The sequence below is a fragment of the Mesorhizobium sp. LSJC269B00 genome, from assembly GCF_000502815.1.
In the GTDB taxonomy this organism is placed as follows: domain Bacteria; phylum Pseudomonadota; class Alphaproteobacteria; order Rhizobiales; family Rhizobiaceae; genus Mesorhizobium.
Genome location: NZ_AYVN01000004.1, coordinates 414,788 through 427,890, shown reverse-complemented (window position 1 = coordinate 427,890; position 13,103 = coordinate 414,788). Strand labels below are relative to the sequence as shown.

Below are 13,103 nucleotides of genomic sequence, written 5' to 3'. Positions count from 1 at the left end.
CCCTGGACAGTGGCGCGACACCATAAATCAGGATTTCGGAAAAAGCATTCCTGAACAGCGGGATGGAGCCATATCCTGACTCAGTCCGAAAGCCGTGCGACGACTACGCTGCAGCAATATTCTCGCGTAGCAGCCGTTCGGCGGCTGCGCGCGCCTCTTCGGTGATGGTGGCGCCGGCCAGCATGCGCGCGATCTCTTCCTGGCGCGCCGCCCGGTCCATTTCGGCGATGCCGGTGGCGACCTTGTCCGAGCCGCCGGATTTGGAGATCAGGAAATGCGTCGCAGCACGTGCCGCCACTTGCGGAGCATGCGTGACCGACAGCACCTGCACGCGCTTCGACAGCCTGGCCAGCCTTTGGCCGATCGCATCGGCCACGGCGCCGCCGACGCCGGTGTCGATCTCGTCGAAGACCAATGTCGGCGCCGAGCCACGGTCGGCCAGCGCCACCTTGAGCGCCAGCAGGAAGCGCGACAGCTCGCCGCCGGAGGCGACCTTCATCATCGGGCCGGGCCTGGTGCCGGGATTGGTGCGCACCCAGAACTCGACCTGGTCGATGCCTTCTTCCATGCGGTTCTCGCCATCGCTGGCCAGTTCGACGATGAACTCAGCCCGTTCCAGTTTCAGCGCCGGCAATTCGGCCATCACAGCCTTGGTCAGGCCGACCGCGGCCGCATGGCGAAGCGAGGACAGCTGGGCTGCGGAAATATCGTAGGCTTCGCGCGCCGCTGAGGCCTGCTTTTCCAGGAGATACAGGCGCCCCTCGCCGGCATCAAGATCGGCGAGATCGGCGGACATGGTGTCGCGCAGTTGCGCCAGATCGTCGACGGCCACACTGTGCTTACGTGAGGCCGCACGCAGCGAAAACAGCCGCTCCTCCGCCTTCTCCAGCCGCTGCGGGTCGTATTCGGTGGCGCGCAATGCCGCCTCGACGCCCGATTGCGCGGCATCCAGCGACAGCATCGCCTCGTCCAGCGACTTCACCACATCCTCGAGCAGGCCCGGCGCTTCGCTGGCCTTGCGCTGCAGGCGCCTGAGCAAACTGGCCAGTTGCGGCAGTGGCGAGGACGGGCCTGACAGCACATCCTGTGCGTCGTGTATTTCCGAGGCGATCTTTTCCGCCCGCATCATCGTTGCACGCAACTCCGCCAGTTGCGTCTCTTCGCCGGGCTGCGGATCGAGCTTTGCCAGTTCCGCCACCGAGGCCCTGAGGTAATCGGCCTCACGCGCCGCTGCCTCGACCTTGGCGCGGTGCCTGACGAACTCCTGCTCGGCGCCACGCCAGTAGCGCCACGCCTCGCCGGTCGCGCGGGCAGCGCCCAGATGGCCGCCAAAACTGTCCAGCAATTCGCGATGCGCGCCGGGGTCGACCAGAGCCCGCTCGTCATGCTGGCCGTGAATCTCGACCAGCGCATGGCCGATGTCGCGCATCAGCGTGACGCTGGACGGCTGGTCGTTGACGAAGACGCGGGTGCGGCCATCCGCGGTCTGCAGCCGGCGCAGGATGATGTCGCCGTCATCCTCGATGGCGTTTTCGGCCAGCAGCGCGCGCACCGGGTGGTTGCGCGGCACATCGAAGACGGCAATGACCTGGCCTTGAGCCGCGCCGTGGCGCACCAGCGAGGCGTCGCCGCGCGCGCCAAGCGCCAGCGACAGCGCGTCGAGCAGGATGGACTTGCCGGCGCCGGTTTCACCGGTCAGCACGGAAAGGCCGGGCTGGAAGTCGATATCCAGCTTCTCGATCAGGACGATATCGCGGATCGACAGTCTGGAAAGCATCAGAACCTGGACCTCAAGCAATTCCAGGAAAAGTGCGTAGCGGTTTTCCGTCCGGAATTGCGTACAACAAAAAGTTAGGACGGTTCAGCGCCTCAATTAAACCACTGAACCGCTGGTGAAACGGCTTGCGACCGATGGAGTCGCAGCGCCGCACTATCTTTTTGTTTGAGCGTCGGATCAATCCGAAAAGCGCGTTCCGCCTCAGTCGATGCTCGGGCGTCAGGCGCCGGTGATCAGCTTGCCGGCCTTGGATATCCACGATCCGGCATTCTCGCGCGGCTCAAGCCCGTTGCTCTGCAACAGCTTGTAGGTATCCTTGTACCATTGGCTGTCGGGATAATTGGTGCCGAGCACCGCAGCGGCGGTTTGCGCTTCCGAGGTCAAGCCCATCGCGTAGTAGCTTTCGGCCAGACGCGCCAGCGCCTCTTCGACATGGCGGGTGTTGGAATAGTTCTCGACCACGTTGCGGAAGCGCTTGACGGCAGCAATGTATTCGCGCCGCTCGAGATAATAGCGGCCGATCTGCATCTCTTTGCCGGCCAGCTGGTCGTTGGCGAAACGGATCTTTTCCTTGGCGTCGTCGACATATTCCGACGTCGGCCAGCGCGTCACCAGATCCTGCATCGTCTGCACGGTCTGGCGTGCTTCCTTCTGATCCTGGGTGACGTCCTTGATCTGCTTGTAGTAGCTCAGCCCGATAATATACTGGGCGTAAGCCGCGTCGTCGGTCGACGGATAGAGCGTGAGATAGCGCTTGGCCGAGCCGATCGCTTCGTCATAACGGCCGGCGCGATAGTCGGCGAAGGCGCCCATCACCATCGATTTGCGGGCGAATTCCGAATAGGGGTGCTGGCGGTCGACGGCGTCGAACTTCTTGCTCGCCTCATCCAGGCGGCCGGCATTGAGATTGGCAAGGCCTTGATTGTAAAGGACGTCGGCCGGTTCGGTCTGGTCGACATAGGTCGACAGGTCGACGTCTTTCTCGGACGACATGCAGGCCGAGAGGAAGAGCGATGGCACAACCACCGAAAGCGCCAGGAAAACAGCCCGATACGGCGCTTTCGATTGACCAACTCGCTTGAAGAACATGATTGGATTGCGCCCTTTCGGCGTTAGTTCAATGCCTTTCGCATGGCGTTCCCTCAAAACTGATCCCCACTTTTGAGCGACATGCGCCTAACAGACGGCAGCAGCCATAAACCATAACTGCCTTGCCCAGCAACGCTATGTCTAGCCAATCGCACATTTTTGTGGCGGCTTGGTGTTGCCCCGAATGCTACGCACTTTCACTGGCCGGTGATGCTTTCGTGCAACACCGGCCAGCGTTCAGAAAGCCAGAAAATCGTTAAGAATCAGATCACCCAGGGCGCAAAGACAGGGCCGGTGACGGCGCTCATCTCGGCGGTGCGGCCGCGCTCGCGGCGCGTGGTCTCGACGACCTCGAAGGCCGAACGGTCGGACAGAAGCCGCCGCAAAGCAGCCGCATTCATCCGGTGACCGCCGCGATAGGAGCGGAAGCAACCGATGAAACGGGCGCCGGCCAGCGCCAGATCGCCCATCGCGTCCATCGTCTTGTGGCGAGCGAACTCATTGGGGTAGCGCAGGCCGCCCATGTTGATCACCCGGTTGTCGTCGCCGATCACCAGCGAGTTCTCCAGCGAGGAGCCCAGCGCATAGCCGGCCGCCCACAGCCGCTCGACATCCTTCATGAAGCCGAAGGTGCGGGCGCGCGCGATATCCTGGCGAAAGATGTCGGGGTTGATGTCGGAGGCGAATAGCTGGCGGCCGATCGCCGGGCTTTCGAAATCGATCTCGACCTCGAAGCGCGTGCCGCTATAGGGCCTGAACTCGGCCCAGGACGCGCCATTCTCGATGCGGACGGGCTTGACCACCCTGATGTAGCGGCGCTTGACCGCCAGCGTATCGATGCCGGCTTGGTCGATGGCTTCCACGAACGCCACCGCACTGCCATCGAGGATCGGAACCTCATGACCGTCGATCTCGATGACGATGTTGTCGATGCCGAGCCCGAAAAGCGTCGCCATCAGATGTTCGACGGTGGCGATATGCTCGCCTGCCGGATCGCCGAGCATGGTGCAGAGATCGGTCGCGCCGACTTCAGCAACCAGCGCGCGGAACTCGCGGCTCTCGCTTCCGTTCGAAAGGTGGAAGAGCACGCCGGTGTCGGCGTCCGCAGGGAGGAAATTGACGGTGACCGGTTTGCCGCTGTGAACGCCGGTACCGGTCAGCGTTGCACGCGATTTCAGTGTCGTCTGATAGTCTTGCAAGACAAACCCCATAGCCCAAACGCCTAAGTCCGCTTTAACCCAAAAGGCGCGGCTCTTTTTTATCGGCAGGCAGGGCCACTTCCCCGAATCCCAGCACACCGAAAGTGCTGCGGCAAAGATAATGGTCTGTCAGGGAGACTCCAAATCACGGTTTCTTACTCTGTGTAACCGCGACAGACCTTGAGCGTCACATCGTAACGCCTTGTTATTAAACCACTTTAAACGTAACAGGCAGACAATCTCTCGTCTGCCTGTTAACAAGTGTTACATACCGTTAACGGCTCAGTTGGCCTGGCGGCGCAGGAAAGCCGGTATCTCCAGCTGGTCGTCTTCCTGGGTCGACCTGGTCTGCGGCGTCAACCGGCCCTGATCGTCGAGCTGGCCGCGGCGCGGCGCGTAAAGCTGCGGATCCTGGCTGGCAAGGCGGCGCATTTCCGGCGCCGCCTGGCGCAGTTTCGGTTCGCGCGGCTGTGCCGGCTGCAACCGGGCCGGCTCTTCTTCGCGGCGCGTCAGCCCGTTGGTCAGCCGCTTGAGCAGCCCCATCGGCCCGCTGTTTTCATGGTCGGCCGGACGGCCCTTGGCTTCCACCTCGGCCCGCACCACAGGCGGAAAATCCTCCACCCGCGGCATGCGCTGCGGTGCGGCAGCCACCGGCTGCGGCATTTCCCGCATCGGCGCCGGTTGCATCACCTGCTGCACGACAGGCTGCGGCTGGGCAGGCGGGGCCTGGAAGATCTTGCTCTGCGGGCGGAAATCTTCCGCCTGGGCCATCGGCGTCGGACGAGCCATTGCCGCCGCATTGGCCTCGGCAAGTTGGATCGCCTCGGCCACCGGATCGGCCGCGCGCTGCTCATAGGTCTGCTGCTGGACCGGTGCCGGACGGCCTTCCGCCCCCGGAGCCGCTGGGCGGCTGACCGGCTTCTGCTGCGGCGGCACGGCCCGGATCGAGATCGGCGCCGCGGCAATTTCAGCTGCCGATTTGTCGATGCCGGTGGCGACCACCGAGACGCGGATGACGCCTTCGAGTTCCTCGTCGAAGGTGGCGCCGAGGATGATGTTGGCGTCCTGATCGACTTCCTCGCGGATGCGGGTCGCGGCCTCGTCGACTTCGAACAGGGTTAGGTCGCGGCCGCCGGTGATCGAGATCAGCAGGCCCTTGGCGCCCCTCATCGAGGTCTCGTCGAGCAACGGATTGGCGATCGCCGCCTCGGCGGCGGCCATCGCGCGGCCCTCGCCCGAAGCTTCGCCGGTGCCCATCATCGCCTTGCCCATTTCGCGCATCACCGAACGCACGTCGGCGAAGTCGAGATTGATCAGACCTTCCTTGACCATCAGGTCGGTGATGCAGGCAACACCGGAGTAGAGCACCTGGTCGGCCATGGCGAAGGCGTCGGCAAAGGTGGTCTNCAGGTCGGTGATGCAGGCAACACCGGAGTAGAGCACCTGGTCGGCCATGGCGAAGGCGTCGGCAAAGGTGGTCTTGTCATTGGCCAGCCGGAACAGGTTCTGGTTGGGGATGACGATCAGGGTATCGACACATTTCTGCAGCTCCTCGATGCCGAGATCCGCCGTCTTCATGCGGCGCTGGCCTTCGAAATGGAACGGCTTGGTGACGACGCCGACGGTGAGGATACCCCGTTCGCGCGCCGCGCGGGCAACCACGGGAGCCGCACCGGTTCCGGTGCCGCCACCCATACCGGCGGTGACGAAGCACATATGGGTGTTGGAGAGATGATCGATGATCTCATCGATGCACTCTTCCGCCGCCGCACGGCCCACTTCAGGCTGCGAGCCGGCGCCGAGCCCCTCGGTTACATGCGCGCCGAGCTGGATCAGCCGCTCGGCCTTCGACATGGTCAGCGCCTGTGCATCGGTGTTGGCCACGACGAACTCGACACCGCGCAAGCCCGCGGTGATCATGTTGTTGACGGCATTGCCGCCGCCGCCGCCGACACCGAATACGGTGATCCGCGGCTTGAGCTCGGTGATGTCCGGCTTTTGCAGATTGATCGTCATTGTCTCCGTCCTTTGCCTTTCCCGCCGCTTCGCCGCCGCGGCCGCCTATGGGGCTGTCCCCGTCAATTAGAAACTGTCTCTCAACCACTGACTCATGCGATGCAGTTTTCCGCCCGTCCCGGTCATCCTGAGACCGGAAATTCCTTTCGCCGGATGGCTCTCGAAGCTCGCCATCTGCGGATAGATCAGCAGCCCGACCGCCGTCGAGAAAGCCGGCCCCTTGGCAGCTTCCGGCAGGCCCGCCACGCCGAGCGGGCGTCCGATGCGCACATTGCGTCCCAGAATGCGGCGCGCCGCCTCGGGGAGACCCGCAAGCTGGCTGGCGCCGCCGGTCAGCACGACGCGTTTTCCCACGGCATTGCCGTAGCCCGACTTGTTCAGCCGGTCGCGCAACAGTTCCAGCGTCTCGTCGATGCGGGCGCGGATGACGCGCGTCATCACCGAGCGCGGGATCTGCAGCGGCATCTCGCCGTCTTCGCCGATCGGCTGGATCGAGACCAGGTCGCGATCGTCGGCACTGCCGGGCAGCGCCGAACCATGCATCACCTTCAGCCGCTCCGCGGCGTCGAGCGAGGTCGACAGGCCCTTGGCCATATCGAGCGTCACATGATTGCCGCCGATGGCAATGGCATCGGCGTGGACGAATTTGCCTTCCGAAAACACCGAGATGGTCGTCGTGCCGCCGCCCATGTCGATGCAGGCCGCACCCATTTCCAGTTCGTCGTCGACCAGGGCCGCAAGCCCGCTGGCATAGGGCGTCGCCACCATGCGCTCGACCGAAAGATGCGAGCGGTTGATGCAGAGCTCCAGATTGCGCAGCGGCGCGGCATCGCCCGTCAGCACATGCATATCGACGCCGAGTTGGTCGCCGACCATGCCGCGCGGATCGCGCACGCCGCGCTCGGCGTCCAGCGAAAAGCCGACGGGCAGCGAATGGATCACGTCGCGTTCGGCCTTGAGCGCCTGCTTGGCGCCGGCGGCAAGCACGCGCTTGATGTCGGCTTCGTCGGCCTGATGGCCACCGAGATTGATGGTGGCCGAATAGGTTTCGCTCTTCAGCCGGCCGGCCGTCATGTTGACGATCAGCGAATCCACGGTCAGTCCCGCCATGCGTTCGGCTGCGTCGACGGACAGGCGAATGGCGTGCTCCGCGCGGTCGAGATCGACGACCACGCCCGACTTCACGCCTTGCGATTTCTGGTGGCCGATGCCGATCACCTGGATGCGGTGCGAGCGGCCGCGCAACAGCTTGCCGTCCTCGCGCGGCTTCAGTTTCGCCACCACGCAGCAAACCTTGCTCGAGCCGACATCCAGCACGGTGAGCGTGCCGGAACGCCGCGAAGAGGCATCGCTGTTGCCGCCAAGCCAGCTCATATCTTCGTCCCCGACTTGCGCTTCAGATTTTGCGGCTTTTCATTGAGCGCGGCCTGGCGCTGCGTCGCCGCTTCCGGCGTCAGCTGCACCACCAGGCGATCGGAGATGCGCATGTCGACGGCGGCGATGTCCCGCGTCAGAAGCCCGTTGTCGTGGTCCATCCGAACCAGATCGGCGATCGCCTGATCCTCGCCATCCTCGGGCAGCTTGATCGTGATGCCGTTTTCCAGCTTAAGGTCCCAGCGCCGTTCGCCGATGCGGATATAGCCTTTGACCCGAGCCGCGAGCTCGGGAAATTTGTTGATCTTGGCCACGAAGTCGGGGGCCTTGGCCGGCGCGCCGGTGCCGATGATCAGCGGCAGCAGCGCCTGCTTGCCGCCGGAGAACGGCGCGATCACCGCGCCGGAGCGTTCGATGACCGAAAGCTCCGCGCCCTGCTGCCAGAGCGCGAAGGGCTCGCGCTCCTCGACACGCACTTCCAGCGTATGTGGATAGACCTTGCGCACCGCCGCCACTTCGACCCAGGGCAAGGTATCAATACGTTCACGCGCGGCCTCGGCATCGAAGCCGATCAGTGACGTCCAGCCGTCGAGCTCGAGCCGGTCCAGTATGTCGATCTCCGAAGTCTGGCGGTTGCCGACCACCTTGATCTGGTCGACGGCAAAGCCGGTCCGGGCGGTGATGCTCTGGACGATGTCGTCGGCATGACCGCCGAGAATGGCGCCATAGAGGCTGCTTGATGCAATGAGCGAAGCCGACAGGATGGCCGCGGAAAAGCGCGGCGCGACGAAGTCGCCGCCGCCCAGGCGCGCCAGCACGCGCACCGGCCGGCGCAGCACGCGCGGCAGCACGAAATGGTCGAACGACAACGGCATGCCGAACAGCGCCGGCCCGGCGCCGCCCCTGCCCTTGTCCTGTCCCCATTTCAACGCAGACACGAAGCGTCCTCCACCATCCAACTCAACAATTCGCCAAACGAGTGCCCGGCCTGGGCGGCGATTTCAGGCACCAAAGACGTCGGCGTCATGCCCGGCTGAGTGTTGATCTCGAGCCAGACAATCTCGCCGTTTTCGGAGTGACGGTCGTCATAGCGGAAGTCCGATCGGGAAACGCCCCGGCAGCCGATAGCCAGATGTGCCTTGAGCGCCAGTGTCTGTATTTTTTGGTAAATATTTGATGAAATTTTAGCAGGGATTTCGTGTTTTGATCCGCCGGCGACGTATTTTGAATCATAGTCGTAGAAGGAATGGCCGGTCGGAATGATCTCGCAGACGCCGAGCGCCACGTCGCCCATGACGGCGCAGGTCAGCTCGCGCCCATGGATGTAGCGCTCGACCATGACGGTCTCGCCATATTTCCATTCGGACGAGCCGATGACCTGCGGCGGATGCGACTGCCCTTCATGCACGATGACGACGCCGAAGCTTGAGCCTTCATTGACCGGCTTGACCACGTAGGGCGGCTTCATCGGATGCTTGTTCTGGATGGCAAAGCGGCTGGCAACCTTCGATTCCGCCACCGCGATGCCGGCAGCCTTGGCGACCTTCTTGGCTTGCTCCTTGTTCATGGCGAGCGCCGAGGCGAGCACGCCCGAATGGGTGTAGGGAATGGCCAGATATTCGAGGATGCCCTGGATGGTGCCGTCTTCACCGAACGGGCCGTGCAGTGCGTTGAAGACGACATCGGGCTTGAGTTCGGTGAGCACGGCGCCGACATCGCGCGCAACATCGACGCGGGTAACCTGGTAGCCTTCATTCTCAAGCGCATCCGCACACGCCTTTCCCGAAGACAGAGACACGGGCCGCTCGGACGAGAATCCGCCCAGGAGGACAGCCACATGCTTGTTCTTCATATCCCGTCATCCCTCTCACGGCGGGCCCGCAACCACGCATTCAGCGACCAGATTGAGTCCGAGTCTCCCGGCAGGTTGCCCCCCAGACGGAAAACGCGGTCGACGCGTCGAACGACTCAAATCAGGAAACGCTTTAAGGCAGAGAATCAGAGAGTTGATTCGCTGGCAAGTGCTTATGATTCCGACAGATTCACTTTCCGCGAAAACGGCCGGAAAAAGCGTGTTGTGAGTCTTTGGAGCAACGGTGGCGCTGTTGTTTCAGACCGTTTGAAGTTCAAGCATCACATGAACTTCAGCTTGCGCTAAAGAAGCTGTCCGAGGAATTCCTGCACGGCATGGCCGGGGCGGAAATTGCCGAGCCGCTTGATTTCCCACTGCAGGCGGATGCCTGAATTTTCAAGCACGCGGGCGCGCACCGTCTCGCCGAGATATTCGAGATCGTATCCGGTCGCTGTTCCGGTGTTGATCATGAAGTTGCAGTGCATCGGCGACATCTGCGCGCCGCCGATCATCAGCCCGCGGCAGCCGGCCTTGTCGATTTCCTTCCAGGCCGAGGTGCCTTCCGGATTCTTGAAGGTCGAGCCGCCGGTCTTCTCGCGGATGGGCTGCACCGTCTCGCGATGCGTCTGGACGGCGTCCATGGCCGCCTTGATCGCCGCCTGGTCTTCCAAAACGCCCTCGAAAATGGCGGAGGTGAAGATCAGCCCGGCAGGTGCGGCCGAGTGACGATAGGCATAGCCCATTTCTTCATTGCTGAGCGTGTGGAGATTGCCCTTGCGATCGAGTGCGCGCACTTCCACGACGCGCTCGCGCGTCTCGACGCCATTGGCGCCTGCATTCATCCGCAGCGCCCCGCCGATGGCGCCGGGAATGCCGTGATAGAAATGAAAGCCGCCAATGCCGGCCTCATAAGCGACGGCCGCGACGCGCTTGTCGGGCGTCGCAGCACCGGCCTTGATGATGGTCGGCGAAACCACCTCGGCCTCGCCAAAGCCCTTTGCCGAAAGCCGGATGACGAAACCCGGAATGCCGCCGTCGCGCACCAGGAGGTTGGAGCCGATACCGACGATGGTGAGCGGGATGTCCTCCGGCACGGCGCGCAGGAAGGCAGCCAGATCCTCCTCGTCGGCCGGCTGGAACAGGGCGTCCGCCAGACCGCCGGCGCGGAACCAGGTGATCTTGTCCATCTCGGCATTGGGCGTGATGCGGCCGCGCAGGCCGGCAAGCCGGTCGCCAAGTTTGTCGAGCAGGTCCTGGCCGCGCATCATGAGACGGTACCGCCGAGTTCCCCAGGCAGCGCATAGGCCCATTGGGTGATGTTGCCGGCGCCCAGGAAGATGACGAAGTCGCCCGGTTTCGCCAACGCGCGAATGACGGGCGAAATCGCGGCAGGGGTTTCGACGTAGCGCGCATCGCGATGGCCGCCGGAGCGGATGCGCGACACCAGCGCCTCCGAGGTCACGCCGTCGATCGGCTCCTCGCCCGCCGCATAGACCGGCGCCACCATCACCGTGTCGGCATCGTTGAAACAGACCGAAAACTCGTCGAACAGATCGTGCAGCCGGGTGAAGCGGTGCGGCTGCGCAATGGCGATGACGCGGCCCTTGGTGGCGCTGCGCGCCGCTTTCAACACCGCCGTGATCTCGACCGGGTGGTGGCCGTAATCGTCGAAGATGTCGACGCCGTTCCACGAGCCGGTGTGGGTGAAGCGCCGCTTGACGCCGGCAAAGGACGACAGCCCCTTCTTGATCGCTTCGGCCGACAGGCCGAGTTCATGCGCGACCGCAATTGCGGCGGTGGCGTTGGAGACGTTGTGGCGGCCGGGCATCGGCAGCCGCAGATCCGATATCGTCGTCTGGCCGCCGGTCTTGCGGTCGCGGATCACCACGTCGAATGCCGAGACGGCACCGGCCATGCGGTGGTTGGTGAAACGCACATCGGCCTGCGCGTTCTCGCCATAGGTGATGACGCGGCGGTCCTCGATGCGGCTGACCAGCGCCTGTACTTCCGGATGGTCGGTGCACATCACGCCAAAACCGTAGAACGGCACGTTCTCGACGAATTGCCGGAAGGCCTCGCGCACCTTGTCGAAACTGCCATAATGGTCCAGATGCTCGGGATCGATGTTGGTGACGACGGCGATCTCGGCCGGCAGCTTGAGGAAGGTGCCGTCGCTTTCGTCGGCTTCGACCACCATCCACTCGCCATCGCCCATACGGGCATTGGTGCCATAGGCATTGATGATGCCGCCATTGATCACCGTCGGGTCGAGCCCGCCGGCATCGAGCAGCGTCGCCACCATCGACGTGGTTGTGGTCTTGCCATGCGTGCCACCGATCGCGACCGCCTGGCGGAAGCGCATCAGTTCGGCCAGCATCTCGGCCCGGCGGACAATTGGGAGCAACTTCTCCCGCGCGGCCTTCAGCTCGGGATTGGATTTCTTGATCGCGGTGGAGACGACCACCACTTCGGCCGCGCCGATATTCTCGGCCTTGTGGCCGACAAAGCATTCGATGCCCTTGTCGCGCAGCCGCTGGACATTGGCGCTGTCGGCCTGGTCCGAACCCTGCACCTTGTAGCCGAGATTGTGCAGAACCTCGGCGATGCCGCTCATGCCGATCCCGCCAATGCCGATGAAATGCACAAGGCCGATGGTCTGCGGCATCTTCATCAATGCGTCCCTTTCCTGAAATCCGAAACGGTTTTTCTGGACGCAATAGCCTCTGTGAGATCAGCGAGCAACCGTGCCGCGTTCGGCCGGCCAGCCGACTTCGCTCCGGCAGCCATGGCCGTCAGCCGCTCGGGAGTGTCCATCAGCCCGCCAATGAGAGCCGCGATGCGCTCCGGCGACAGTGACGATTGCGGATGCACCTCGCCGCCGCCCGCCGCGGCAAGGGCGGCTGCGTTCGCCGCCTGATCGTGATCCAGCGCATAGGGATAAGGCACCAGCAGCGCCGGCCGGCCGATGACGGCGATCTCCGAAACCGTCGAGGCGCCGGAGCGCGAGATCACCAGATGCGCCGCGCCCATGCGCTGTGCCATATCGGTGAAGAAGGGCGAGACCTCGACATGGACGCCGAGTGCCGCATAGCCAGCCTTCACCCGCGCCACGTCGTCGGCGCGGGCCTGCTGGGTGATCACCAGCCGCTTGCGCTGCGCCTCCGGCAGAAGTGCGATCGCCGCCGGCATGGCATCGGAAAAGAACTGCGCGCCCTGGCTGCCGCCGAACACCAGGAGCCTGAACGGATCCGCCCCTTGGGATGCCTTATAGGGCGTCTTTGCCGCCTCCAGGATTGGCGGCCTGACCGGATTGCCGGTCGTCACCGTCTTGGCGCCTGTGGCGCTTTCATCTTGCGGCAGGAAGCCGCCGGCAATGGCATCGACGCGCCCGGACAGCGCCCGGTTGGCGCGGCCCATCACCGCGTTCTGCTCATGGATCAGCGTCGGCAGCTTGCGCCGCGTCGCGGCATAGAGCGGTGGCAAGGTCGGATAACCGCCAAAGCCGACGACCGCATCAGGCTTGATCCTGGCGATGACGGCGGAGGCCTGGCGCACGCCGCGCCAGATCTTCCAGAACGCGCCAAGCAGCGCGACAGGGTTTTTCGAGCCCATCGTCGCCGACTGGATCGGATGGATGGCGGCGGCCGGGAAATGGCCGGCAAAGCGCTCGGCGCGGTCGTCCGTCGCCAGATGCACGCTCCAGCCGCGCTCGATCAGCTCATGCGCCAGCGCCTCGGCCGGAAACAAATGTCCGCCTGTTCCGCCCGCCGCGAGAAGGATGACACCCCGCGCCATA

Annotated in this window: 10 protein-coding genes; all 10 read right to left on the bottom strand. The window is 63.9% G+C overall.

Features of this window, described 5'->3' with window-relative positions:
• Nucleotides 1–103 precede the first annotated feature (103 nt).
• Nucleotides 104–1,777: a DNA repair protein RecN gene (recN, locus tag X771_RS152070; protein ID WP_023688037.1), complete on the bottom strand. Its 1,674-nt coding sequence runs from the start codon at nt 1,775–1,777 to the stop codon at nt 104–106.
• A gap of 219 nt (nt 1,778–1,996) precedes the next feature.
• The gene (locus X771_RS152075) at nt 1,997–2,866 is read right to left on the bottom strand and encodes an outer membrane protein assembly factor BamD (RefSeq protein WP_023668284.1); all 870 of its coding nucleotides are present in this window, start codon (nt 2,864–2,866) and stop codon (nt 1,997–1,999) included.
• Between the two features lie 263 nt (nt 2,867–3,129).
• A complete protein-coding gene (lpxC, locus tag X771_RS152080) occupies nt 3,130–4,077 on the bottom strand; it encodes a UDP-3-O-acyl-N-acetylglucosamine deacetylase (RefSeq protein ID WP_023688036.1) in 948 nt (315 codons plus the stop codon).
• 270 nt (nt 4,078–4,347) lie between these two features.
• A complete protein-coding gene (locus tag X771_RS152085; RefSeq protein WP_023688035.1) occupies nt 4,348–6,081 on the bottom strand; it encodes a hypothetical protein in 1,734 nt (577 codons plus the stop codon).
• 66 nt (nt 6,082–6,147) lie between these two features.
• Nucleotides 6,148–7,455 carry a cell division protein FtsA gene (gene ftsA, locus X771_RS152090; protein ID WP_023688034.1) on the bottom strand — a complete coding sequence of 436 codons (1,308 nt, stop codon included), beginning with the start codon at nt 7,453–7,455 and terminating at the stop codon, nt 6,148–6,150.
• Nucleotides 7,452–8,393, bottom strand: a complete 942-nt coding sequence (locus X771_RS152095; RefSeq protein ID WP_023688033.1) for a cell division protein FtsQ/DivIB — start codon at nt 8,391–8,393, stop codon at nt 7,452–7,454. The genes ftsA and X771_RS152095 overlap by 4 nt, the downstream gene beginning before the upstream one ends.
• The gene (locus X771_RS152100) at nt 8,381–9,307 is read right to left on the bottom strand and encodes a D-alanine--D-alanine ligase (protein WP_023668279.1); all 927 of its coding nucleotides are present in this window, start codon (nt 9,305–9,307) and stop codon (nt 8,381–8,383) included. Before X771_RS152100 ends, X771_RS152095 begins: the two co-directional genes overlap by 13 nt.
• 302 nt (nt 9,308–9,609) lie before the next feature.
• Complete coding sequence (gene murB / locus X771_RS152105; protein WP_031202641.1) at nt 9,610–10,575, bottom strand: UDP-N-acetylmuramate dehydrogenase; 966 nt, start codon at nt 10,573–10,575, stop codon at nt 9,610–9,612.
• Complete coding sequence (murC, locus tag X771_RS152110) at nt 10,572–11,978, bottom strand: UDP-N-acetylmuramate--L-alanine ligase (RefSeq protein ID WP_023668277.1); 1,407 nt, start codon at nt 11,976–11,978, stop codon at nt 10,572–10,574. The genes murB and murC overlap by 4 nt, the downstream gene beginning before the upstream one ends.
• Nucleotides 11,978–13,102 (bottom strand): undecaprenyldiphospho-muramoylpentapeptide beta-N-acetylglucosaminyltransferase, encoded by a 1,125-nt coding sequence (murG, locus tag X771_RS152115; protein ID WP_023688031.1) that lies wholly within the window; start codon nt 13,100–13,102, stop codon nt 11,978–11,980. Before murG ends, murC begins: the two co-directional genes overlap by 1 nt.
• Nucleotide 13,103: the final 1 nt, after the last annotated feature.

Coding starts and splice junctions, on each gene's coding strand:
- recN (WP_023688037.1), bottom strand. CDS start 1,777: ATGCTTTCCAGACTGTCGATCCGCGATATCGTCCTGATCGAGAAGCTG.
- X771_RS152075 (WP_023668284.1), bottom strand. CDS start 2,866: ATGTTCTTCAAGCGAGTTGGTCAATCGAAAGCGCCGTATCGGGCTGTT.
- lpxC (WP_023688036.1), bottom strand. CDS start 4,077: ATGGGGTTTGTCTTGCAAGACTATCAGACGACACTGAAATCGCGTGCA.
- ftsA (WP_023688034.1), bottom strand. CDS start 7,455: ATGAGCTGGCTTGGCGGCAACAGCGATGCCTCTTCGCGGCGTTCCGGC.
- X771_RS152100 (WP_023668279.1), bottom strand. CDS start 9,307: ATGAAGAACAAGCATGTGGCTGTCCTCCTGGGCGGATTCTCGTCCGAG.
- murB (WP_031202641.1), bottom strand. CDS start 10,575: ATGATGCGCGGCCAGGACCTGCTCGACAAACTTGGCGACCGGCTTGCC.
- murC (WP_023668277.1), bottom strand. CDS start 11,978: ATGAAGATGCCGCAGACCATCGGCCTTGTGCATTTCATCGGCATTGGC.
- murG (WP_023688031.1), bottom strand. CDS start 13,102: ATGGCGCGGGGTGTCATCCTTCTCGCGGCGGGCGGAACAGGCGGACAT.